The sequence below is a fragment of the Actinomyces sp. HMSC065F12 genome (assembly GCF_001814535.1).
Taxonomy (GTDB): Bacteria; Actinomycetota; Actinomycetes; order Actinomycetales; family Actinomycetaceae; genus Pauljensenia; species Pauljensenia radingae_A.
In genome coordinates this window covers 611-24040 of the sequence record NZ_KV816991.1, presented here as the reverse complement: position 1 = coordinate 24040, position 23430 = coordinate 611, and the positions used below count along the sequence as shown (strand labels likewise).

General features: G+C 61.2%; 19 protein-coding genes. 10 read left to right on the top strand and 9 right to left on the bottom strand.

Going from position 1 to position 23430, the window contains the following annotated elements:
* Positions 1 to 69 precede the first annotated feature (69 nt).
* Positions 70 to 900, bottom strand: a complete 831-nt coding sequence (locus tag HMPREF2975_RS07280) for a hypothetical protein (protein WP_141757331.1) — start codon at positions 898 to 900, stop codon at positions 70 to 72.
* Between the two features lie 404 nt (positions 901 to 1304).
* On the opposite strand from HMPREF2975_RS07280, the gene HMPREF2975_RS07275 reads away from it, so the two are divergent.
* The 3 genes from HMPREF2975_RS07275 (at position 1305) to HMPREF2975_RS07265 (ending at position 3659) form a co-directional block, all read left to right on the top strand.
* Positions 1305 to 1982, top strand: coding sequence for a hypothetical protein (locus HMPREF2975_RS07275; protein WP_227469317.1), 678 nt, complete (start codon positions 1305 to 1307; stop codon positions 1980 to 1982).
* Positions 1983 to 2118: 136 nt separating this feature from the next.
* Entirely contained in the window at positions 2119 to 2355 is a 237-nt protein-coding gene (locus tag HMPREF2975_RS07270) for a helix-turn-helix domain-containing protein (protein WP_070726834.1), read from the top strand.
* A complete protein-coding gene (locus tag HMPREF2975_RS07265) occupies positions 2352 to 3659 on the top strand; it encodes a type II toxin-antitoxin system HipA family toxin (RefSeq protein WP_070726814.1) in 1308 nt (435 codons plus the stop codon). The genes HMPREF2975_RS07270 and HMPREF2975_RS07265 overlap by 4 nt, the downstream gene beginning before the upstream one ends.
* Here HMPREF2975_RS07265 and HMPREF2975_RS07260 read toward each other — a convergent pair.
* The 7 genes from HMPREF2975_RS07260 to HMPREF2975_RS12305 form a co-directional block, all read right to left on the bottom strand.
* Positions 3656 to 4087 (bottom strand): hypothetical protein, encoded by a 432-nt coding sequence (locus HMPREF2975_RS07260; RefSeq protein WP_141757330.1) that lies wholly within the window; start codon positions 4085 to 4087, stop codon positions 3656 to 3658. The two genes, HMPREF2975_RS07265 and HMPREF2975_RS07260, sit on opposite strands and share 4 nt — an antisense overlap.
* Before the next feature lie 37 nt (positions 4088 to 4124).
* Positions 4125 to 5471, bottom strand: a complete 1347-nt coding sequence (locus HMPREF2975_RS07255) for a hypothetical protein (protein ID WP_141757329.1) — start codon at positions 5469 to 5471, stop codon at positions 4125 to 4127.
* Positions 5468 to 7834: a type IV secretory system conjugative DNA transfer family protein gene (locus HMPREF2975_RS07250; RefSeq protein ID WP_070726810.1), complete on the bottom strand. Its 2367-nt coding sequence runs from the start codon at positions 7832 to 7834 to the stop codon at positions 5468 to 5470. Before HMPREF2975_RS07250 ends, HMPREF2975_RS07255 begins: the two co-directional genes overlap by 4 nt.
* A 763-nt stretch (positions 7835 to 8597) precedes the next feature.
* Positions 8598 to 9389, bottom strand: a complete 792-nt coding sequence (locus HMPREF2975_RS07245; protein WP_070726808.1) for a hypothetical protein — start codon at positions 9387 to 9389, stop codon at positions 8598 to 8600.
* On the bottom strand, positions 9386 to 9790 hold the full coding sequence (locus HMPREF2975_RS07240; protein WP_141757328.1) for a hypothetical protein: 405 nt from the start codon (positions 9788 to 9790) through the stop codon (positions 9386 to 9388). Before HMPREF2975_RS07240 ends, HMPREF2975_RS07245 begins: the two co-directional genes overlap by 4 nt.
* A complete protein-coding gene (locus tag HMPREF2975_RS12550; RefSeq protein WP_070726804.1) occupies positions 9769 to 10731 on the bottom strand; it encodes a hypothetical protein in 963 nt (320 codons plus the stop codon). The genes HMPREF2975_RS07240 and HMPREF2975_RS12550 overlap by 22 nt, the downstream gene beginning before the upstream one ends.
* A 2-nt stretch (positions 10732 to 10733) precedes the next feature.
* Positions 10734 to 13595, bottom strand: a complete 2862-nt coding sequence (locus HMPREF2975_RS12305; protein WP_141757326.1) for a hypothetical protein — start codon at positions 13593 to 13595, stop codon at positions 10734 to 10736.
* A 111-nt stretch (positions 13596 to 13706) separates the two neighbouring features.
* On the opposite strand from HMPREF2975_RS12305, the gene HMPREF2975_RS07225 reads away from it, so the two are divergent.
* From HMPREF2975_RS07225 to HMPREF2975_RS07195, 7 genes are all read left to right on the top strand, one after another.
* Positions 13707 to 14327 (top strand): hypothetical protein, encoded by a 621-nt coding sequence (locus HMPREF2975_RS07225; protein WP_070726800.1) that lies wholly within the window; start codon positions 13707 to 13709, stop codon positions 14325 to 14327.
* A gap of 82 nt (positions 14328 to 14409) precedes the next feature.
* On the top strand, positions 14410 to 17067 hold the full coding sequence (locus tag HMPREF2975_RS07220; RefSeq protein ID WP_070726798.1) for a hypothetical protein: 2658 nt from the start codon (positions 14410 to 14412) through the stop codon (positions 17065 to 17067).
* A 2-nt stretch (positions 17068 to 17069) separates the two neighbouring features.
* Positions 17070 to 17660 carry a hypothetical protein gene (locus HMPREF2975_RS07215; RefSeq protein ID WP_141757325.1) on the top strand — a complete coding sequence of 197 codons (591 nt, stop codon included), beginning with the start codon at positions 17070 to 17072 and terminating at the stop codon, positions 17658 to 17660.
* 68 nt (positions 17661 to 17728) lie between these two features.
* On the top strand, positions 17729 to 18628 hold the full coding sequence (locus HMPREF2975_RS07210) for an adenine-specific methyltransferase EcoRI family protein (RefSeq protein ID WP_070726793.1): 900 nt from the start codon (positions 17729 to 17731) through the stop codon (positions 18626 to 18628).
* A 167-nt stretch (positions 18629 to 18795) separates the two neighbouring features.
* A complete protein-coding gene (locus tag HMPREF2975_RS07205) occupies positions 18796 to 20265 on the top strand; it encodes a RecB family exonuclease (RefSeq protein ID WP_070726792.1) in 1470 nt (489 codons plus the stop codon).
* 21 nt (positions 20266 to 20286) lie between these two features.
* Positions 20287 to 20775 (top strand): hypothetical protein, encoded by a 489-nt coding sequence (locus HMPREF2975_RS07200; RefSeq protein WP_070726790.1) that lies wholly within the window; start codon positions 20287 to 20289, stop codon positions 20773 to 20775.
* 175 nt (positions 20776 to 20950) lie between these two features.
* On the top strand, positions 20951 to 22132 hold the full coding sequence (locus tag HMPREF2975_RS07195; protein WP_070726788.1) for a DnaJ domain-containing protein: 1182 nt from the start codon (positions 20951 to 20953) through the stop codon (positions 22130 to 22132).
* Positions 22133 to 22332: 200 nt separating this feature from the next.
* Here the strand turns inward: HMPREF2975_RS07195 and HMPREF2975_RS07190 are convergent, their stop codons facing one another.
* The gene (locus tag HMPREF2975_RS07190) at positions 22333 to 23025 is read right to left on the bottom strand and encodes a zinc-ribbon domain-containing protein (protein WP_083314472.1); all 693 of its coding nucleotides are present in this window, start codon (positions 23023 to 23025) and stop codon (positions 22333 to 22335) included.
* Positions 23026 to 23430 lie beyond the last annotated feature (405 nt).

The window sequence follows — 23430 nt, the reverse complement described above, 5'->3', positions numbered from 1 at the left end:
GCGGGCGCGCTCGGGGCAGGTGCGGGCGCAGAGTAGTCCGGCTCCACATAGCCGCCGCCCGACGTGTAGTCAGGCTCCGAATACGTCAGCTCCACCCCAACCCGAGTCGCCAGCAGGTTCACTGGCCGCAGCCTTGGCTTCCTCGGCCTTCTTCCACGCGGCGTGAGAATCCGACACCTTCTGAGCAGCAGCCTTCACCTGGCCAGTCATCTCAGTCAGCTTCGCGCTCATCTCGTCGAACGGGTCAGCCGTCTCACCACTGAGAGCGTCAGCTTGACCGATCAGGGCTATCGCCTCGTCCACAGTCTTTTGAGCCGTGGTGCGTGTCGCCTCGTCACTCACTTTGCCGGTCGTGTCGGACAGAACCTTCACAGCCTTGTCTACTTCCGCCTTGAGAGTGTCGCGCGCAGCCACCATCAGGTCTTTCGAATGGGAGGTCATCGCGGAGCGAACCTTGTCACTGGCAGTGTCAATTTTCTGGGCGGCACTGGTGAATACTCCAGCCGAATCGTTCAATGACTGCGCACCATCACGCATGTCGCTCGTGGTGCCCGACTGGGCGGCAGGCATGGTCAGAGCGTTCGCCTCGTCCAGTGCGGCGCGAAGGTCAGCGCGACTCGAATCCCCGTCACCCACCTTGCCCTCCGAGTCGGCATACAGCTGTTCGCCCTCACTGATCGCGTCCGTCAGGGACGTGTACGCGCCAGTGGCGGCCGACTGCGCCGCGTCAAACTCGCTGCGCGCTGCACTTGCCGCGTGAGAGCGGTAGGCGCTCACGCCAATAATCGCCACCACCAGTGCGACGACAACCGCGACGCACACCGCCACGACCATAGCCTTGCGGTTCTTCACAAGCCGCGAAAACACGCCGCTTTCTTGAACTCCACCACTCGTACTCATTGCCCTCACGTGACCTTTCTTTTACCCGAGTAAGTTTTGGATTCACCCGAGTTGTGGGACGAGAACACTCCACATGACACAGTGTAGACACCAAAAATGGCCGCTATCCCGGAAACGTTGTGTACCACTGTTCTTACCTGGCCTACTGGGAGTATTCCACCGTTCAATGTGGTGGTGGGTTGTCCGGTGGGGAGTTTCGGGTTGTGGACGGCGACCAGTGAGGGCGCTCCTGTGTAGTAGGAGCGTGGCCACGGGTGTCTTTCCCGCAGGACTGCGTGATCTGGTCGGCGCAGATGAACTAGGCTGCTCATCATTGCAAAACGTAACCCCGGCGATTCAGCCAAGGCTGGTGATCGTTCCGGGGTCTTCACTGGGTAGTCTATCATAGGGGAGTGGGTGAGCCAATGACAGGTGTAGCTTGGGATAGCGTACACATGGTATATCTGCTTTCCGAAGAGCGCATGAGCACATACATTACTGCCACTGACGGCGATCTCGACAGCGCCTTCGAATTGTATGCCTGGAACATTGAACTGGCCGCAGCGCTTCAGAGTGCCACAGCGATGGTAGAAGTCGTTGCTCGTAACGCCATCGACCATGTGCTCACTTCCTGGTCTCATGTGAAGTATTCCAGTAGTGACTGGTTCAATCTGCCTGTGTTTGATGAACGCACAAAAAAGGATATAACGGTGGCTCGCCAGAGAGTGCATCGTAGTGGCTCGCAGGTTTCACACGGCAAGATTCTGGCCGAGCTTTCGTTCGGATTTTGGCGCTTCCTAACCTCGAAGAAGTACCTGACTACCTTGTGGACACCGGCTATTTATCGTGCGTTCCCCAATGGTGATAAGGATATTTGGACACGACAAAAGCAGGTAACTCGACTGTTGGGGAATATGACCTTCATCCGCAATCGTGCCGCGCATCTTGAACCATTGTTCCGCCGTGACGTGTATCGTGACATGTCTGAAGCGCGAGCGCTGATGAGCTGGATAGACCACGACGCTCTAGCATGGTTCAATTCCACATTGAAGCTTGATGGCGTGCTCCAAGCAAAACCAGCATTCCTGGACTCCAAGAGTTAGCAGATTGCGCCAAGGATTCCCGCGCGACTTTTGATAAAACGCCCCTCAAGACGGTTGGTGAACATTGCCTGAGCGCCGCTAGATGTGTGTTCCGTACTTGTAACATATGGGTGTGGTTGTATATCATGGTGGTGTGATGAAAACGACTTTACTGTACTGTGACACGCCCGAGCGGTTCGGGAAGAATGTTCAGTTGCGCCGTACTGCGCGTGGTATGACGATTGTTCAGCTTGCCGACAAGGCCGGTGTGAGCAGGCAGGCCCTGTCGCGCCTGGAAAAAGGAGCTCCGGCAACCAGGCTGGACACGGTGATCCGTGTCATGGTCGCGCTCGACATTCAAATCCCATTTATCCTGGCGGGCCGTGAACAATGACACCGCTCGACGCCTACATTGACGGCACACTTGCCGGGACCTTCCGCCACGGGGAGCGCCACATCCAATTCCGCTACGCCGACACCTACCTCACCCACCCGCACGCCATCCCACTGTCAGCTTCCATCCCACTGACCGACCGCACCCTTGAACACGTCCACGTCGACAACTACCTGTGGAACCTCCTGCCCGAAAATCCCCGGTATCTGGACGCGCTCGCACGCCAATTCCGCATCGCCAGCCTGTACGACCCGCTCGAAATCCTCCAGGCAATCGGCGAAGACACCCCCGGCGCACTCTCCTTCCACCCGCACGGCCACACCCCAGCCACGGGCGGCGAACTCGTCGCGCTCACCGACACTGACATTGCACGCGACATCACGTGGCTGCGCAGCGCTGCACCCGCCACGCGCACGCGGCTCAGCCTCGCCGGATACCAACCGAAAACCGCCTACACAAAAATAGGCGACACGTTCTACCAGCCTGTCGGTACGCTTGCCTCCACGCATATCGTCAAGCCTGAGATGCCCCAAGACACTCACCTCCAGGACATTGAGCACATCCTCGCCCTCACCGCGCGAGGCTGCCACATTAACGCGCCCCGCACCAGTATCCGCACCTTCGACGACATGTCCGCGTTTATCACCGAGCGTTACGACCGTGAAATACTCCCCGACGGGAGGGTGAAGCGTCTGCATCAGGAAGACCTCATGCAGGTTATTGGCCTGTCGCCCTCGCGTAAATACCAGCGACACAACGGGCCAGGACTGGTGCGACTGGTTAGTGAAGTCAAACGCTTATGCCCACAGGACGAAAAGGCCGTCTGGCAGCTCGCAGCCTTCAACGTTGCGGTCGGAAACGCGGACGCTCACGGGAAAAACTACTCGTTCCTCATCGACGAGCATGGACACCACCTAGCCCCCGCATACGATCTGATCTCGCTGGCACCCTACCCCCAGTATGAGCAGTCGCTCGCCATGAAAATCGGAAGGCAGGACCACTACCGCTCCGTCACCATGGGGGACTGGGAGTATGCCGCCACTCGCGCACACAGTGACCCAAAACTGGTGACAACGTGGGTGGAGGAAATCCACGACGTTCTCCCCGGCGCGTTCGAGGAGGCGTGCAGCCAGTACGGCCACGACTTCCTCCAGCTTGACGCACTGCGATGTCAGATTCTTCCGCGAAGAAAAACGCGGTCAGCCCGGCACGACTCGGGCGGAAGCGTTCACGTTCGCGGGTACACCAGAAAAAACGGCACAATGGTGGGGGAGCACTGGCGCACGCCGCCAGCCCGCTCCTAGACCCGGCCTCCGCAAAACCCCCCAACCGCCAGTTGGTGTTCTCGCTCCTTGTAATGTGCCAAAACACCTTCGTAATCGTCCTCCGAGTCTCTCCATGAAAGCATGTCTTCTTTTGTTAAGAAGTCTATGTTAAATTGGGCGGTTTCTAAGTCTGCAATGAACAATGCGCTATCCCAGCTTCTTTGCATCTGTTCCCATAGGGATTCGATAGCCTCGTATGCGTCAAAATCATTGATAAACCAGTGGACGTTGCCTGAGTCAGTGTCTGAAAATCCGAATCCGCCTATTGAGTCGTCGTCCATGTCGATCATCAGGCCAATATGTCGAGAATCAATGTCTTGTTCTCTGAAATTGCTCACCAAAGCTGTAACTAACTCTTGGGCCATTTCATCCCGGCTATCCCATTGAGAACTATTCGCGCTATTCAATTTGACCAACCTCCCTTGAAACAGATTCTCTCGAAATTCACATTCCGGCCTCCACGCGGGCAGCCTCGACGAACCCGCCCAGGCGAGGCGGTAGTTCCACCACGTGACCGTCCGGGTTCACACCAAAACCCAACCGGCGACCAGAACGCGACTCGGGTGGCACCGCATCTATACGCAACCCCAATGAGTCGAGCGCCCTGCCGTTCACATCCACACTCAAGCGACGCATCCACCACGGTGTGCCCGCGCACAATGCCAGATTCTCCACCGCGCATGCCAGATCACGATTTTTGCTGGAAGGCACGTCCCACACGTCGAGCAATTCCACACTGCGGCCAGCCGCACTGCGAGCTGTCAACACGCCCAATGCGTCCGTATTCACCCGCTCAAACTCGGGAAACCAGTCACGCCACGACGCCACAAACATCCGCTCCGCCACCCTGTTCGACGGGCCACCCGGATGCAGGCGAGCCGCCCGCGCCACACTCCGACGCACCCGCCCCTCAAGAGCCGGACCCGACGAGACGCCAGCCTCCACAAACACCACCACCAAGCCAGAACGGTCAAACGGGGAGGATGCCAGTGTGCGCGCCCACCGAGCTGTCTTCGCATCCAGGTTCGGAGTCGCACTCGCCGTCAACTCCACAGCCACCCGCACCCCATCACGCCTGACCAACACAGCGTCCGCACACGACGACGACCTGGCGCACCACGACGGTCGGCCCATCCCCACCGAGTCAAACGCCAACACCGGCACGCTCGCCACACGCTCACCAGCCACCCCACCCACGTCACATATTTGCGCCACCCGCAACGCCAACTCCGCCATCAACACGTTATGACGATCCCCATTCGGACCACCCACCACCGGCAACCCGCCCGACGCGCACCACCGCTCCGCCAACGACAACTCCGAGACAAAACGACGCACATCCTTCGACCGCCCGATCTTCACCAGGCACGGCCCCTTATTACGCGAGGAGTTAAACCACGCCACCACCGGGAACCCCACGTCCAGCACGCCCAACGCGAACAGGCAGCGCACCAGCTTCGACGGGTACGACGCACCCCTCGTCGACGTGCCCGCCTGACTCTTTCCCACAAACGCTGACACCTGCTGCGCCGTCAACGTGTGCCACTGCGCCACCGCCCCGACAATCAAAGCGGCCTCACTCATGCGTGAACGCACATACCGCCACGCCTCCTCCTCACCAATCATCCACATGTCCGGCACATACGTTGAACGCCACGACTGCACGCTCGTCACCCGCCTGTCCGCCCACGACGCGAACGCGCCCTGGCCAAACACGCCGTTATAAAACAAGTCCTGCCGCTGCGCCAACCCGAACGTGAGTGGAGGCACCTGGCTGAAAGGCGTACTCACAGTGCCCACCCCTGCCGGGAGGCAAACGCCCCCCTGTCCGACTCAAAATCCGACAGCCGCACCGTGAACGGAGGCAACGTCTCCCCACGCACACTCGTCTTCACCACCGCCGTGAAACGCGGCAGGTTCGCCACATCCTCCGCATACCACGACTGGCCGCGAAGCGAGAGCAACTCCGCCAATGCGCCCGCAATCTGAGGGTTCTCCTGACGCAACACCACCAGCGTGCCGAACCCCAACGCAGCCTGACGCACCCCGGCCTCCAGCTGTTCCGGATACTGCGTCGCAAAAAACAGGCGCACCCCAAACGCGCGACCCTGATTACGCAGCCACTCAATCACCTGAGGACTCGACCCCTGAAGCAGTTTCAACTCATCGCACATCACCGACACGTACCGGTCCTGATCCTTCCACCCCACACACCGGCGCTCCACACACGCGCGCAACAAAAACAACGCCATCGCACTTAACGCGCTCACCACCGTGGTCGGCATCCCGCTCGCACCACAATTGATGACCACTGTGCGCTCGTGATACAACACCATGTCGAACGTGACACGCCGCCGCCCCGGATCCCACCACGACCCCGCACCCAGCAACGCGTCCACCTTGTTACGCGGAGCCTCACACAAATTCCGCCGCGCACTCGGCGTCACCGAATCGTACAGGGGGGCAAGCCCACTGCCCGCATCCACCAGGTCAGGCCACGCGCCCTCACGGGCAGCCGCGTCACGCACAAACCCCGCCACGAGTTGACCCGCATCATCCCCACGCCCGCCCAGCAGAATGTGCGCCCACTGCATGAACGACAAGCGACCCAGGTCAGCCACCCCGGCAGTGGAGGCGCCCACACGATCCGCGCCACGCCACCCATCCTCCTGCATGTCCTGAAGAACAAACGCCGCACACATCACCGCCCGCAACGTCTCCTCACTACGCTCACGAATCGCATCATCGGCGAACCCATGCTTCATCGCATCCGTAAACCGGCGCGCCCGATCCACAGCAGACCCAGACCCCACCATGTCCAACGCGAGAGACGACGCATCCCCCACATCAATCACATCCACCACGCCCGACACGCCCACCTGGCGCCCCAACGTGTCACACCAATTCCGGTACGCAGCCACCCCATCACCCTTCGACTCGAACACGATGATCGGATGATGCACCCCCGTAAAATGCCTCCCCACACTCACGCCACCACGCCGCGCTTTCTGACGCGTCAACTTGTCCAACACGGCGAACGCAAACTGCGCGAGCAAAGCGAACGTCTTACCCGAACCAGCCTCACCAACAGCGAAAAAACCCTGCCAGAGGCCCTGCGCGTCCACATGCGCACTCTCACCACGCGACCCCACGCCAATGAGCGGGCCAATGGATGCGTCCTGGCACGCGGCAGGAACCGGCCTGGACCTGGAGCGTGACGCGCCCGACAGGCCCTCAGCCTGCGGGGCAACCAGTGGGACAATCGTGTGCTGGCCCACCATGAACGACCCGCGCGCCAACGGGTAGCCGCCCGCAGACTCTTTCCCCTCGTCGCGACGCGGCCTCGACGGGGGCACACACCTCTTCGGCGGTGCAGCCGACACTTCGCGCACCAGCTTGGCGGTCGACCAGCCCACATTCACCCTGGCGCGCCACGCCATCCACGCGCACACCACACCCCACACGAACAGTGGAACAAGCAGCCACCACGACCACAACCAGGCGGCACACGCCAACACGACGCCACCCGCCACGCCCGCCACAATCGGGGCGACAGGAGAATCCACCCGTGCACGCACATCCACATCGAACCCAGGCATCACCGAGCGCACAAGTTCGACCAACTGTGCCGCATCATGACGATCCTGCGCACCCACATCCACGCTCGCCACCACCGCGCCCGCAGACGTCGAATGGTGCTGCGGGACAGCCGACCCCAACCGGGCAGCCACCCACCGCTTCACGTGACGCGCCTCCCCACCAGTAGGCTTACGGAACCGCACCACAATCATCGACCCGACCGGCATCTGGGACGCCAACGCGCCCACCGCCACGTCCACGCTCACACCCACCTGTGAACTCGACTGGCCCACACCGCCCCGGCGCGCAACCATCCGCCCCGACACCGGCATGTCGGCAGGCACGTCCACAAAATCGCACTCCTCACACTCCGCGCCCACCACGGACGCCACCTGCTGAGCCAGGCTCGCATAGTCGGACGAAACAAACTGCATCAGCCCCGTCTCATCACGCGTCACAACCAGGGCGGACACGTCACCCCTGCCCATCGCGGCGGAAATGGAACGCGCCGCCAACACGAAATCGCTTCCCTCCAGGTGCGCCTTGCCTGATCGGACCACGCGCCAAATGTTCATCGCACTCTCCTCTCACCTACGGGTAATGCGACAACCCCAAACCACAAATACACCCCAAAAAACAGGCAAAAATAAAGTAAAGCCGCGCGCCCCCATTTGCCCTCACCCAGTCACCAACACGCCTGGCGCGACGCCTAGAGTGGTCCAGGTGGTGGGGCGAGCTGGATGTGTGTGTGATGGTTGCGGCTCGCTTGGTGGTTCGCTTTGCGACCTGGATAGTTTGGGCTTGAGTGTTCAGCACGCCGAGCAGGACTGTTCGGCCTGTGTGACCCGAGCACGCAATACGCCCCGCACGAATGGTTCAGCCAGCACAGATGATTCGGCCTTGTTCAGCCCGCACAAGGCAGCACCCCGAGCAGGACTGGCCGCCCTGCATGACCCGCACAGCACGGTTCGGCCCGAGCACAATGGTTCAGGTTCCAATTCACGCACGACTCTCAGCAACCACGCTGAACATTCACAACGCGACCGGTAAGGCACAGGCTCCAAGGGGGCGACACGGCATACGCGGCTCGTAGGGTGCAGGCGTGCAGGGGCGCACAATTTTACTCGGTGCAGGCCCCGGTGGCGGGACGCCCAACGTGACGCGCGCGAAGCGTAACCGACCCGCGCTACGCGCGGCCCCACTAGAAGAAGCCAACACGCCCCCACGAAGAAACAGGCACGCCCAGCCGCGCCCGAGCGGAGCCCACCGACAGGTGGGCGACGCGCCCCAAGCGATACGTGTGCGCTGTCGCGCACGCCCGCCCACCCACCCGTTTTTTCACTCGTGTTCGCCGGTGATGTGCCTGGTGGTGTCGCGGATGAGGGCGAGTGCGGCGTCGGCTTGCTGACGGTCGAGGGTGAATGCGCGGGCTGTGTGTGTGAAGCTGCCTGGCGTGTCCGCCTGCCCGCTGGTGATGGGGCGGAGCCAGTGTGCGGCGATTGACCCGAGGAGGGGGGAGTGGTGGGCGCATTGGGTAATGATGTCGTGGGCGAGGAGGGTGGCGGGCGGGTCGGGTGGTTGGGCTGGCTCGTAATCGTAGTCGTCACGGAACGCGTCGGTGGACAGGGTGCGGGTGGGGGTGAGGTCTTTGCGGGTGAACACCATGCCTTGTTTGGTGGGGTTTTTGCGTGTGGCTTGGGCGTGTTGGTTGGCGTAGGCGAGGAGTTCACTGGTGGTGGGTGTGCGTGCGAGCGTGGTGGTGAGTTCTGCTTTGCGGGTGGCGAGGTAGCGTTGGCGTCGTTCCTGGCCGCCCATGCCGGACAGGTGGTTGGCTCCTGCGGTGCGGGTCAGTTGTGTGGCGCAGTTGAGGGCGCGGCGTCTCATGTACGTGCTGAATGACCATTCGGGTGTGGTGTTTTTTGTCAGGAAGGTCCGGATGAGCGTGTAGGCGCTGAGCATGATTTCCTGCTCAAGGTCGGGTTGGGTGTCGCGGGGCAGTCCGAAGCGTCGCGTGTTGTCGATGGCGAGCATTCGGATGGTGCGCGTCTTGGTGGCGAGGTAGCCGGTGATGAGGGTGTCTTCGTCGCCGGGGTGGGTGCGGATTGTGGTGATGAGTTCTGCGAGCGTCATTGGTCGTGTCTTTCTGGCGTCCAGGGGAATCCAGGCCAGGGGGCGTGTGGGTTGAGTGGCGTGTCGAGTTGTGCGAGTGCGCTGATGCGCCGCCCGGCAGTGTTGGACCGCATGAGCCATGCGAGGGTGAGGGTGGTGGGGTTGGCTTTCGAGTCTGCGAGTCGTGTGAGCGTGCGGAGTGTGCGGTGGGTGTGGGCGCGTGTCCATGTGGGGTGGATGGCTTGGAGGATTGCGACCAGTGGCAGTTTGAGGAGGGGTGTGTTTTCTGTGCGCGTGGCCGCTTCGATGAGGTCGGCGAGGTTGATGTTGCCTCGTGCGAGCATCATGAGCCATTGTGCGCGCATGTGTTGTGCCGCAGCCTTGGCTTCGTTTGCTCGTTCTAGTTGTTGTTGGGGGTCCACGTGTGTTCCACCTCCCCGTCTGGTGTGAGCGTGTGGAAGGAGTCGTGGAGCGTGTGGGGGATGGTGAGTGCGCGGATGGCGCGGGTGGTGGACAGGTGGGCGGAGGGGTGCGCCTGGTTGTATGTGTCGACGAGTTCGGTGAGGGTGGCGGGCTGGTGGAGTGTGACCCATCGGCGGAGTGCGCGTCCGAGGTGGGGGTCGCCGGTGTAGCGGAGCACCTGGTCGAGGGCGTCTCGGTGGATGGTGCGGTGGAGGTAGGCCATGGGGTGCATGGTGGTGAGCGTGTCGGGTCGGGTCATGCGGTCGATCATGCGCATGGTGACGCCGCCGTTGGTTCCGGTGGTGCCGTAGAGGATCCGGTTGACGCACGTGGTGACGGCTTCGGTGTCGAGGAGTGGTGGGATGAACCCGGTGGGCGTTGTGCCGCCGTTGCGGAATGTTGCGCTTTCGATGGCGAGGTGTTGGGATGCGCGCTTCACGTGGTGGGTGACGATGGGTTCGAGGAGGGTGAGGAGGTGCCACCTGGCGGTGGTGGCGTCTTGTTGGAGGACGGTGAGGTGGGTGCGGGTGATGCGGTCGGGTTGTGGGGGGATGATGATGCTGGTGGGGTGGGGGGTGTTGGCCTGGTAGTGGGCGGCGGTGCGTGGGGCGGAGATGATGGTGGTGGTGCCGGTGCGGGTGTGGGTGTGCCAGTGGAGGGTGCGGGAGTGTCCGGCTTGGATGGTGAGGGCGGTGACGGGCTGACTGTTGAGGGTCCACGTGGTGCGTTCGGGTTGCCCGCCGGTGTAGGTGAAGGCGGGGAGCGTGGCGAGACTGGTGGTGGGGGCGGTGTCGAGCCACGTGTTGGTGGGGATGATGATGTGGGTGAGGTGGTCGCACAGTGTGGTGGTGTCGGGGTCTGGGCATGTGTCGGCTGCCCCGTTGAATGTTGGGGTGTTCACGGTTAGCGTCCTTGTTTTCGTGAGAAGAGTCGGAAGCGTCGTTTCGAGCGCTGAGTGTTGTCGGGTGGTTGGAGCCCGGTGACAGTGTGGAGAACAGTGTCGAGGAGCTGCGTCGTGGCGGGGTCGTTGTGGTCGATGACTCCTGCGGCGGTGCGTCCGGGCATGGTGGGTGACCTGTGTCCGGTGGCGACGAAGTGGGTGGGGGCGAACGTTTCGACGGCTGTGCGCGTATCAACGTGTTCGCCTTCTTTGACGAGGCTGAGCGCGGTGAGCATGTGGGTGGGGTCGCAGCCCGCGCCCAGGAGTTCTCGGTTGGCGCGCACGAGGTTTTCCATGCTTTCCCTGCCCATTTCGGTCAGTCCGAGTGCCCACGCGCCTTCGTGCATGAGGGGGATGACGAGGTCGCTCATGGTGGTGCCTCCGCGAGCGTCGCCTGCTTCAACGGTTTGCGTGTCGACGATTACGAGGTCGGCTATGGTGCGGGCGTAGCGGACGACGGCGAGGTAGTGGGCGGGTTGGATGATGGTGGTGTCGTTGTCGTCTGGTGGTGGTGCGAGGACGACGCTGAAGCTGATGGGGTCGAGCATTCGTGGCCGCTCGTTGTTGATGGTGGTGGGCATGAGGATGGCGGTTGCGGGTGGCTGTCCGAGTGCGACTTCGTAGATGCTGGGTAGGGTGGTGTTGGAGAGTCTGAGGAAGGTGCGTTGGTCGCCTTGGCCTTGGTTGGAGTCGATGAGGACTACTTTGAGTCCGCGTGTGGCGGCGCGCTCTGCGAGGTTGCGGCTGGTTGTGGTGTTGTGGGTGGGGGTGAACCCGTCGGTGAGGTAGAGGTGGGTGGGGTCAGTGATGCGCAGGCAGCGGACGCGGGCTTGTCCGGCTGGTGTGATGGCGGTGATGGTGAGGTGTTTAGTGTCGAGCCGGATTGTGAGGCTGGTGGGGTGTGGGGTGGTGTGGAAGCCGAATGTGCGGGCGAGTTCGGTGATGGTGGGGATGAGGTGGGGGCGCGCGTAGAGGGTGACGGTGCGCATGGTGGCGTTCCATTCGGTTTGGCAGTAGTCGAGGATCATGTTCCAGGTGGTGCGTCTGGTGGTGAGGTCGGCGCGCAGGATGGGTGTGGGGATGGGTGTGCCGGGTGTCCAGGTGTGTGTGGTGGGGGTGCCGTCGATGGGGCGTGGGAGGGGGATTTTCATGCCGGGTGTGAGTGTGCGGCTGGGGGCGAGTGTGAGCCCGTTAGTGGTGTGGATGGGCCAGAGGTGGTCGTCGGATGCGGTGACGGTGTGCCCGTTGTCGAAGGTGATGGTGTAGGTGGTGCGGGTGGTGATGGGGGACAGGTAGTCGATGCGTGTGGTGGTGCCGCGCGCACTGTAAATGGTGTCGCCGACGGTGAGGTTGCCTAGTGTGGTCCACCCGTTGGGTGTGGGGATGGGTGTGGTGAGGGGTTGTGATTTGCCGACGCCGCCTTTTCCGGCGTAGACGCAGAGGACGGCTGCCTGGTCGTCGTAGGTGTCGAGGGGGTGTGGCTGGTCGTGGGTGGTGGGCTGGAGGTTGGGTGTGGTCGGTTCTGTGTGGTCAGCGGGGTCTGGCCATGCGGAAGCTGTCGGTTCAGCGGTGCGTTCGTGCCATGCGGGCGCGGATGGTTCGGGCAGGGCGGTGGGTTTGGGTGATGACTCCGGCTGGGCTGGAGTGGTCGGCTCGGGCCACGTGGGGGCGGCCGGTTGAGTAGGTGCGGTCGGCTGGGCTGACTGCTCAGGCCACACGGGTGCTGCGGGTGCCGGTTCTGGTTCGGGCGCGGACTCCGGCCACGAAGGGGCGGCAGGTTCCGGCTGGGCTGGCTGTTCCGACCATGCGGGGGCAACAGGCTCGGTGGAGTGTTCAGGCGCGGGCTGTTCAGGCCATGCAGGAGCGGCAGGCTCAGTGGTGTGTTCAGGTGTGCTCGGTTCGGGAGCAGACTCCGGCCACGCTGGGGCGGTCGGTGCGGGTTCGGTTTGTTCGGGCCACGAAGGGGCAGAGTGCTCGGGGGCAGACTCCGGCCACGCTGGGGCGGCAGGTTGAGTAGTGCGTTCAGGCTCGGGTTGCTCGGGCCATGCGGCAGGCTCAGGTCGGGCTGGCTGTTCCGGCCACGCTGGCGTCGGGTCTGGTTGGGTTTGTTCCGGCCACGCGGGAGCTGTGGGTGCCGGTTCAGGCTCGGGTTGCTCGGGCCATGCGGCAGGCTCAGGTCGGGCTGGCTGTTCCGGCCACGCTGGAGCAGTCTGCTCGGCTGCCGGTTCAGTGGTGTTTTCAGGCCATGCGGGGGTGGCAGGTTCAGTGGCGCGCTCGGGTTGGGCTGCCTGCTCAGGCCATGCAGGCTCGGGAGCAGACTCAGGCTGTTCCGGCCACGCTGGAGCAGAAGGCTGATCGGGTTGACTTGCGAGCACCTGTTCCGACTGCCCCTGCGCGTCAAACTCCGCCCACGGGTCAAACTCATCATCCACCGGCTCGTCAGCAGCATCACTGACCAGACCATTCACATCCATGACATCACTGGTCGAAATATCCGCCCACCCCAGGCGCTTCAACACGTCACCCAGGTCGCACGGAGTCGTCATCTCACGCGTCCCTGACATGGACAACACGCCAGGAGAACCCTCCAGTCGCACAATCAGGATCCGCGTCTTATGACAATACCGGGACACCCACGCGTACAGGCCGCGCACACCGTCAGCACCTTCGCCCACCACAACTGGGAAAGCGCCACGCCGTTCAAGCTCGGCACTAATCGCAGGTCCAGACTCTTCGAACGGTCCTCCGCCTACAATGGTCACGCCGTAGGACGCGCACGCACGAGCAAAGGAAGGCAACCCAATAACGCCACAAATCTTCTCCATACTGGTTATATGCCGCGACCCCGAAAATAAGCGGACACAACCAGGCGCACTGTCCCACAACAACGAATTGACACCCCCACAACCAGGTGACACGACTGACAGGAGCACACCATGAACACGACCGATTACGCGCGGTGGGTGGCTGCGCTCTGCGCCCCCTACACGACACTGCACCAGGCACGCTGGGCAGCACACGCGACCCGAACCCTCGCGCACGACGATCACGACAGGTTCGCCGCCTTCATCAGCGGAATCACCTGGCAAATACTGGCCACACTTCCCGACGACGACCCGTGGCGCGTCTACAAGCCGTCAGACGGCAGGGCGTTCACCGTGAGAACCCACATGGCTGACCTCATGCCGCTCAGTGGGGCCACCATCAGTGAGGACCCGATCCTGTCATGCCTGGAAGGCGACCTGGACGCGGAATACACCACCATCCTTCTCCAGGCGCAAACCAGTATTCACGAAACCTACCGGATGCTGCGCGCCCTGAACAGTGACAAGCTCGCGTACGCTGCCCCCATCATCGTCCGGTGGGCTCTTGTGCGCCGCTGGTGTTATGTCGGCGGGAACGACGAGTACGTGAGTGAGACGTGCACCGCGTGGATCCGCAGGTCCGCAGCCTACGTCCAGGGTGGCAACTGGCAGCAGGACGCCGCCACGTTTGAAGCTGCCCTAGAACAAATCCCGCGCGAGTTCTACGAGAAAGTCACGCACACTCGATACTGATGGTCATGCGTGCCGTCACTGGCCCCAGCGTCCCACAAGAAAGGACAGTTGAAACCGAAAACTTGGTGAAAGGTGATGGCGCATGAGTGGGTCGAGACTGCTGAAAAAGCACAGGGAACTACTCGCAGAAAAAGGAATCGACCCTGCGTGGGCTGAACAAGTCGGCGTGTTCAGTGCGCAAAAACCAGGCGACCTGCCGCCCGACCTGGCTACCTATGCGAGCGTCCTGCCCGGCATCGTCTACCCGCTGCGCAAGTGTGGCGGCACGATCGTCCACCAGCTCCGCCCCGACAACCCGCCACTGGACGACAAAGGCAAACCCAAATTCAAATACCTCCAGGCTCAAGGGTCCGGCTCCGTCATCAACGTGGCTGAGGAGCAGGAAGCAAAAATGGGGAAAGCCACTCACATTCTTCTTGTGGAGGGCACTAAGCAGACCCTCGTTGCCCGCGAGTACGCTGACGAAAGCGTTTTCGTTGTCGGCATCCAGGGGTGTCAGAACTGGCGGCACGACAAAATGCCGCACGAAGACCTCACCACCATCCTGTCTGACCATATTGAGAAGGCCACGATCATTTTGGACGCGGACATTTCCACCAACCACAACGTGTGGATGGCAGGCAAAGCGCTGCGTGACGCGATTGTCGGCATGACGCGCGTGGGGTCGGCGAACGTTCGGTTCGTGAACCTGTCGTTTTTGGGTGGGACGAACGGGCTGGACGATTTTATCGGCAGGATCAGGGGTGACGAGGAGCGTGCCAGTAAGCTCGCCACCATGATTGACGGGGCGAAAGGGCTGCCGGGCGAGCCGAAAAAGCCGGTCACTATGCGCAGCGCGCAGGCTGAAAAGTGGACGAGCGACATGACGAAAGGCGTCATCTACTCTCAGCGGATCATTATTGACGCTGACGGCCATGAACAGTTGGGTGAGGAAACCGTGCAGGTGCGTGCGGCGGCCAGGATTGTAAAAGTCGACTCGTGGGTGAAAAACGGGATTGATGATTTGACCGGCCCGAAACTGCTGACACTGGAAGTGACCACGCCCGACGGGGCGGGTGGTGTGGTCCGTCACGCGCCCATCATGGTGCCTGACGATAAGCTCGCAGAAGCGGGAGTGTGGCTCGGGCAGCTGCCAGGCGCTGAAGGCGTGAAAGTGGAGCGCCCCTGTCGACCTAATGACGATATTGCCAACGCGATCCGCGCAGCCTCGCCAGACGACCTGCCTGTGTGTGAAAACCTGCGGCGCTTCGGCTGGTATCTGACCGGTGGGGATGAGCCGCACTGGGTATGGGTGTGTGCGAGCGGCGCTCACGGCGCACAGTTCACTGACCGGGTGCAGACCAAGCCGATGACGGCGGACTTCAAGAAAATCATGATCCCTGAGATGGGCGACATGGTGGGTCTGGCACGCGTGCAGATGCGCGAGTTTATTCATCTGCGTGACCTGCTCAACCAGCCGGAGCAGTGGGACACGATGATCGGAGCGTTCGCGTTGTCGTTCCTGCCGATCACTCCGCAAACGGCGATCGGGTTTTTCGGCCCCAAGTCGTCGGGCAAGTCCACGCTCGCGCAGGCTCTCACGTCGTGTTTGAGCCCAACGTGGGGTCCGAGGCGCCCACCTATGGCGACGTTCAATTCGACGGCGAACGCTGTCGACCTTCTGTGTAACGGGATGAACGACATTTTTGTGCACGTGGACGATTTCAAGCCGGAAAACAGTGCCCGCAAGGCTGAAGAGGTGGCGAGCGCGCTGGACATGCTGCTGCGACGCTCCCACGGGTCGGGCGGTAAGAAGCGTGGCGAGGTGGATCGTGTGACCGGCACGATCGGTGTGCGTGACACGGATGATGCGGCACCGCTGACGATCATCACGGGTGAAGAGGTCCCTACGGGCGGTAACTTTGCCGAGAGCGGGTTGGACAGGATGATGGTGATTCCTGTGAAGGCGGGAGCCATGTTCAAGCGCGCGACAATGCCGGACGGGTCGGATGATGGTGGGGAGGGCGCCCTCAAGAAGTTTTACGACATGACGGACGAGGGTTTCGAGTACATGACGGCACTGTTCCTGCGTCGCGTGGCGATGAGTATTGAGAGCGTGAAACTGTCGGACGTTGAGCGGAATCCGCGTCAGGCGGCTCAGGCCAGGTTTGACATTTTTGTGCGGCGCCTGGAAAACATACGCACCGATGTGGAGAAGGATCTTCGTGACACGTATGGGGAGCGGTTCAAGCAGGTGAACATGACGAGCCGCGCGATCACGTCACTGGCGTCGATCATCACGGGGTACAACGTGTTCATGGAACTGGCTGTTGACCTGGAGATTGTCAGTGAGAAGCAGGCGGACGAGTTGACGGATTATGCGGCGGACGCGTTGGCGAACTTTAGTTTGGTGAATACTCGCACGATCATGAATTCGAACATGTCGGATGGGCAGAAGATTATTGAGCGCGTGCAGTCGCTTATCTCGCAGGGCGTGGCAACGTTGGGCGATCCTGTGAGCGTGTCTCAGCGGCGCGTGGGTCATATCGGCAAGTGGAATGGTGGCGAGTGGCTGTTTTTGGATCAAAACGCGGTGGCGAACGTGTTGCACTGGTCGGGTGGTGCGCAGGGTGTGAATCGTGCGCTGGTGGATTTGCTGCCTCCTGGCGTGCTGGCTAAGGGTGAGACGCGGGTGAGGCGCCGTATTGATGGGGTGCTTGTGTGGTGTACGCCTGTGAGCTTGGACGTGTGGGGTGAATGAGAGTGAGGCAGGGTTGCGCGTTTGAGGCTGCTGTGGAGGATCGTGAGCAGCATCGCGAGTGTCTGCACGTGCATACGATGGTTGTGTGCGTGGATTGTGGAAGGCCGCTCAGTGAGCATGAGGAACTGGAGCGTGGCGGGCTGGACGTGACTGATACGGGCCGGTCGGACATAGAGAATATCAGTCAGCCAGACGTGAAGAATGTGAGTCAGCCGGACATGGACGGCGTAGACCCTTTGAGCGCGTCGTGGCCCGCGTGCACACCGGGCGGCTCAGTATACGCGGATGACCCTGGGCTTCCTGCCGAGTTGTGTGCGCGCGTGGAGTCGTTGGGCGCGTGGGTCAGTGTCGTGCCGGACGAAGATTTGCCGCGAGTGGATGCTGAGCGTGGAAGCGTGGTCCGTGTGGCTGGATCGGATGGCGCGGTGATGGTGACGGTAACAGACGATCAGGGTGTGCCGGTTCGCACCGTGATGACGGCCAGTATGGACAAGCTGGATGCTGCCGTGTTTCGCGCGTGCCGCCTGTCGAGCATGAGTGTGCCGCCTGAAAACGAGTGGGTGCTGGAACGCAGGCTCAAACCAGTGGGGTAGGTGTGGTCGTGATTCCCAACGAACATCTTCAGTGTTGAGGTAGTTCACCAGCCGCAACTGGTGGGTGGGTGAACACCAACCTCAACTTCAACCAGTCTAAAAAGAACTGTAATGACGAGTTCTACACGCGTATCGAAGACGTGCAGGCCGAACTCGACCACTACGCGAAAAGTCTGAGGGGCGCCCGCGTTTACTGCAACGCAGACAGTTCAAACAGTGCTTTCACCCGCTACCTGTCACACAACTTCCACCAGATCGGGCTGGAACGACTGGACGCCACCTCCATGACACCAGGCGGCAGAGGAACCCACATCACTATCGACGCACGCGGCACACGCGTCAGAAGGCTTGAAGGCGACGGAGACTTCCGGTCAGACGAATGCGTCAAACTCGCCCACGATGCCGACATTCTCATCACCAACCCGCCGTTCAGCCTGTTCCGCGACTACGCAACACTCCTGGACGATCTGGACGCTGACTTTCTCGTGATCGGGAACCTGAACGCTGTCAGCTACGCCGAGTTCTACCCGCTCCTACTGTCGGGGCGCGCACACCTGGGTATCACCAGGCCCACAATCTTCAACACGCCTGACGGTCAGACCGCCCACCTCAGCACGCTCACCCGCTGGTTCACCACCTTGAAGCACGGTCACGGTGCACCACCCATGACTTTGACCTGCCGGTACACGCCCGACAAGTACCCGCGCTATGACCATTATGACGCGATCGAGGTGGGGCGAGTCACCCGCATACCTGCGGGCTATGCGGGGGCGATGGGGGTGCCGATCACATTTTTGGACAAGCACAACCCCGACCAGTTTGACCTGCTGGACGCGAGGGTTTTAGGCATGGGGGAGCGGCAGCGTACGAAAAAGACGATGCTGATTAAAGACGAGGACACGGCTGTGGGTGGCACCTACCACTACGCCAGAGTGGCGATCCGCAGAACGGGGCGCCTCGCAGTATGAGCGGCACACCAACCCTCAAGTAAGTGTTGAGACTGGGGAGATTAAATCTTCAAGCGGTGGTTGAGACTTCCGACCCGTCAACTCCGCCAGGTTGACACTCGTATGTCACCCAGCACAGGCTGACGCCACCGGCACCCGAACACCCGAAGCGTCCCACAAGAAGAGTTATGAGCGAGAACGTAGAGAACACACTGGAATGGGGCCGCGACGGACTCCACGTCACCAGCGACGACACGCTGAAAACCATCCGACGCCCCTACATGTCGCCCTCCACCATGCAGGACGTCAACCAATGCCCCGCCAAGGCAGCAGTGCGCAAAATGTTCACAACCACTGCCCGCCCCTTCGACGCCACCAGCATCGGCAGCGCCACCCACAAAGTTCTCGAACAACTCTACTCGCCAGGAAACACCCCCAGCGACGAGGTGGCCGCACGCCTGACACGCGAACTCCTCCACGACCAGATGAACGGCCAACTCACCGAAGACGAAAAAACACTGTGGACCAGTCAGGTTCTCAGCAACGTTCTCGGCAACCTCGCCATCGAAAAACGACTCAAGAAAAGCCAGGCCGTCTTCAAAACAGAATTCCCACTCACGAACATCACACTGCGCGGTATCCCCGTCCACGGCATCGTCGACCGTATCGACATTAAAGACGCCGACCGTAAAACCCTCACCATCATTGACTACAAGACAGGTAAAGACAAGAGTGGAAAAAACGCCCTCAAATTCGGTGACCCGCACGGCGACCAAATCCGCCTGTACGCAATGGCCCTCCCCAAACACCTGGAAACCGCAGGGCTCGGCACCTACACAATCAGCGGCGGAAGACTCCACTACGTCACGCACGCCACCACGCGCATCGTGGCCGTCAAAAACCGTCAGGAAAACGGACACACACTCGACCTGTTGGAGCAAGCCTGGACCACACTCAACACCGGACTGGACACGGGCTGCTTCCCCGCACGCCCATCCGGACTATGCGGCTGGTGCCCCCTAGTCACATCCTGCCCATTCGCCCGCACCAACACGCCATCCCCACGATTCAACACGGACGAAATCCTCCCCGCAGTCCCCGTACGCGAACAGGCCGACCGTCCCACAAGAGACAGTAACGAGGGAACAGAAGAACCCTCCGGCACACAAGAGGTGGGAGAAATGAAACAGTGGCGAGAATCCAAAGCATGGGAAGGCACCCACGTCGACGGGCACGTCAACATGGCTTCCTACGCCATGCTCGCAGCCGGACAACTATCCGAACTGGCTGTCAAAATGCTCGGTGAAACCAACGCGCCATTCACGAAAGGTGACATCGGTGCCCTCACCCGCACACTCGCATGGATCATCATGAGCGCCCAACACTCCATCACCGGCACGACCGACATGGACACCTCCGCGAACGCCAGGCTGCGCTACCACCTGTTCAAAGTGGTCGAAGAACAGCCCGCGCCCCTGTTCATCCCGATCCGCCGCAACGACATGCAAGACCATGACCGTTCGCCCATCGAAACATGGGAAAAGTGGGTGGATAACGTCACCAAGCGGATCGTGTTCCTCGTCAACACGGACATGGATCTGCTTGACAAGCCTGTCACGTCCAGTGAAGCCCCATGGGCAAAACTGGCGGCCAAATAATACTCGAAAGGAAACACCATCATGGACAATCGTGACCTCGTTATCGCCAGCATCCCGATCGCCCTCGCCATGCGTGAGGACGACCCGGACGCGTCACTGGCCGAACTTGTACGCCGAGCCTCCATCAAACTGCTTACGCTCACCGGTGAAGGGTCCAGCGTGATGAAAGCAATCGACCGGATGGACAGCATCATTCACGCCGAAAAAGGCAGCCGTAAGGGTGTCATCAGCGCTGTGATCGACTCGGTGCGTCGTGACCGTAAGACGAATAGGGCGGTCGTCATGTTCCACGGGCTTCGCGGCGGCGAACTGTCCGACAAGGAGGAACGTATCAACACGGAACGCCTGTACACGGAGGAAGGCAATTACGTGGCGAACATGGCGCGCGGCCTGGTCGGCCACCACGTCCTCCTGTATAAAGACCAGGACCCGTTCGTGTCTGACGATGGTGAGAACCGCACGTTCCGCGTGCTGCGCCACGTGGAAGACCTGGGCACCTACGACGCCTAGTAGGGTCCAACGCGCCCCGCTGTGAGTGTGGGGCGACCATAGACTGCCCCCAGCCGGTTTCATACCACCTTCCCACCCCCGGCTGGGGGCTCCACCATGCCCGCGCGTGTTTATCCGCCTCGTCCCACAAGTAGGGGCATAACGGGAAGCCTAAACAAGTGAGGTGGCATGAAACATGAACACGGCAACAGGACTCAACTACTACCAGATTCTCGGGGTCACCCCCGACGCGGACGTGGACACGATCAAAAAGGCGTTCCGCCACATGATGCGTGTCTATCACCCTGACATGGCAGGCCAGGGTGGGGCAAACATGACCGCCCAGCTTAACGCCGCGTGGGACACGCTCAAAGACCCTGGCAGGCGCGCTCAGTACGACCTCAGTTTGAAAGATGACGCGCCACGCGAACAATCGAGCGAGCCGCACGCCGAGCCGCGAGCGCAGCAGCGCCCACGAGAATACGCTCGTCCGCGCCCAACCACCGACTTTACCGCGCCCCGCTACCAGCACGTCCACGTGCGTACCGTGCCCAACACCTGGTCATGGTGGGCCACCATTGCCGCGCCCATCGCCTACGGAGCACTCACACTGATCAGCGCCACCATCCTGGACCACACAACGTTCCCCGCGTCCCTCTACTTCTACCCCGCAGCCATCATCGGCGTGTGGGCACTGGTCAGCGCACTGATGAAACACCGCTCCCCGTTCAACCAGTGCGCAGCATTCATAACACTCATGGCAATCACCCTGATCTGCCTAATCTTCTTCATCACCATCCCCTTGGAGTGGTTCATCTGGTTCTACGCGTGTGAACTGGCAATGCTGGGCCTCCTGGTTGTCATCAAGCATTCGATCACTGACCGGATTGAGGCCAGGGCGGGCGGTACCTACGGGTATTCCGAGAAGGAGGCTGAAATAAAAGTGGTGGGGCAGTCTCATTCGACCGCGCTGCACCGCCACCTGTACGAGTACGCGCAGGCATGTGAGCATGTGCGCGTGTTTTCTGCCAGTGCGTTCAGTCCCGTCACTCACATCGTTGTCGCGGGCAAGGACATTATGGCGCTGGCCCAGATGCCGGAAGCCACGTCGGACGCTGCCGTAGACCAGTGGGCTGCGAGCGCGAAAAACATGATGCGCACGATCGGGACTCCGCAGGCTGTCGTGTATGCGGTGATTCAAACTCCCAGGCGAAACCCGTACACGGTGACGGACGAGCAACTGAAAGTCGTGTTGGACAACCTGCCACCCGCTGACGTGGATCGCAGGGTTTTGTCAGACGTGTGGTACCGTGTGAATCTCATGAACCAGATGTACGAGGTGCGCTGGAGTTTTCGTGCCCACCAGGAGCGACGTTGATCCTGACAGGCGCGAACACGTCCCATTGTGTCACGAGACGGGTACAGCGTGGTCCGCTCGGTCAGCGTGCGTCTGACTGTCATGTGTGCCCCTGGGGTCAGTCCTGTTTTATTCGGGGAGTAACCGCCCGCGGGGGGCTGGTACGGCGCTCGCAGAAGCCTAGTTCACGTGGCTTGGGAGGCTCGTTCTGGTGGTTCTTTTCAGGCGGCCTGGTTGCGTCTGCGCACAGCCCTCTGGTAGGCGGTTTCCCCACCGAGAACACCCCACAGCTCATACTGCGTGAGTCCTTTCTCCACGCGGTCACCGTAGGCACGGCACTCGGCTATGACGGGGCAGCGTGAGCAGATTGACAGGGCTGGGGCGGTGGTTCCCGCACGTTCGGGGTAGAACACGTCGGGGTCGGTTTGCGCGCACAGGGCGGAGAGGAACCAGTGTGGCTGGTAGGTGGCGGAGCATTGGACGCACTGGTATCCGGCGACCATGCGGCGCGCCTGGGTGGAGAACAGGTGTCCGCGCTTACACCTGAACCAGTACGTGTGGTGAGAGGCGCTGGCGACCTTGCTGGGCGGCATGGCGTTCATGTCGGTGGCGTACATGCGGGCAATGTCGGGGTGGAGTGTTTCCAGATCGTTCACGCCGCTAACACAGTTGGGGGATTCGCATGTGGGGCATCCTTTACGACTGACAGTGCGCGTACAGACGGCTGCTTTCCAGGAGTGTCCGTAGGGGCAGACCCACCAGACGTGTGCCCGTGCGGTGGCGAGGACTGTGGCGGGTGTGAGCCGCGTGTTACGGTCCTGATCCCATTGGGCTGCGATGTCGGGGTGGAGTGTTTCCAGATCGTTGACGCCCATCATCAGGTGTGGTCTGGGTCGGCGGAGTTTTTCTTTCATGTTCTTTCTTGTGGGACGGGTGGGCGTGTCGCGAATTAATTTTCTTTAACCCGCATAGTTTATGATCGGGATTTAATAAAAGCGTCAAATGTTTTTCGCCTTTACCTGTTTATAGTATGCATAGGTGTGCATAACTATGCATGGTGAGGGGGTGGCGCGCGAGGCGTTTTTCACCCCGTCAGTCGCCCTGTTTTTTGAGTGGGTGACGGGACGAACGTCCTACGTGTTTTGTGGTGTGTGTCACGTACAAAAGTGGGGGTGAAAACGGGCTCTCAACGACGTTCACCACCCCATAGTCCGTTGGGCGGATAAAAGAGTCAGGGGTGTCGTTCATGAACCGGTTGTGGTGTGTTCGAAAAACCTGCCAAGTTTCCCATTTGTGATCTGTGTCACGTCATCATGTGT

Bases quoted from the DNA above. Each gene is read 5' to 3' on its own strand.
- HMPREF2975_RS07280 (WP_141757331.1), bottom strand. From the start codon at position 900: ATGAGTACGAGTGGTGGAGTTCAAGAAAGCGGCGTGTTTTCGCGGCTT.
- HMPREF2975_RS07275 (WP_227469317.1), top strand. From the start codon at position 1,305: ATGACAGGTGTAGCTTGGGATAGCGTACACATGGTATATCTGCTTTCC.
- HMPREF2975_RS07270 (WP_070726834.1), top strand. From the start codon at position 2,119: ATGAAAACGACTTTACTGTACTGTGACACGCCCGAGCGGTTCGGGAAG.
- HMPREF2975_RS07265 (WP_070726814.1), top strand. From the start codon at position 2,352: ATGACACCGCTCGACGCCTACATTGACGGCACACTTGCCGGGACCTTC.
- HMPREF2975_RS07250 (WP_070726810.1), bottom strand. From the start codon at position 7,834: ATGAACATTTGGCGCGTGGTCCGATCAGGCAAGGCGCACCTGGAGGGA.
- HMPREF2975_RS07245 (WP_070726808.1), bottom strand. From the start codon at position 9,389: ATGACGCTCGCAGAACTCATCACCACAATCCGCACCCACCCCGGCGAC.
- HMPREF2975_RS12305 (WP_141757326.1), bottom strand. From the start codon at position 13,595: ATGGAGAAGATTTGTGGCGTTATTGGGTTGCCTTCCTTTGCTCGTGCG.
- HMPREF2975_RS07225 (WP_070726800.1), top strand. From the start codon at position 13,707: ATGAACACGACCGATTACGCGCGGTGGGTGGCTGCGCTCTGCGCCCCC.
- HMPREF2975_RS07220 (WP_070726798.1), top strand. From the start codon at position 14,410: ATGAGTGGGTCGAGACTGCTGAAAAAGCACAGGGAACTACTCGCAGAA.
- HMPREF2975_RS07205 (WP_070726792.1), top strand. From the start codon at position 18,796: ATGAGCGAGAACGTAGAGAACACACTGGAATGGGGCCGCGACGGACTC.
- HMPREF2975_RS07200 (WP_070726790.1), top strand. From the start codon at position 20,287: ATGGACAATCGTGACCTCGTTATCGCCAGCATCCCGATCGCCCTCGCC.
- HMPREF2975_RS07195 (WP_070726788.1), top strand. From the start codon at position 20,951: ATGAACACGGCAACAGGACTCAACTACTACCAGATTCTCGGGGTCACC.
- HMPREF2975_RS07190 (WP_083314472.1), bottom strand. From the start codon at position 23,025: ATGAAAGAAAAACTCCGCCGACCCAGACCACACCTGATGATGGGCGTC.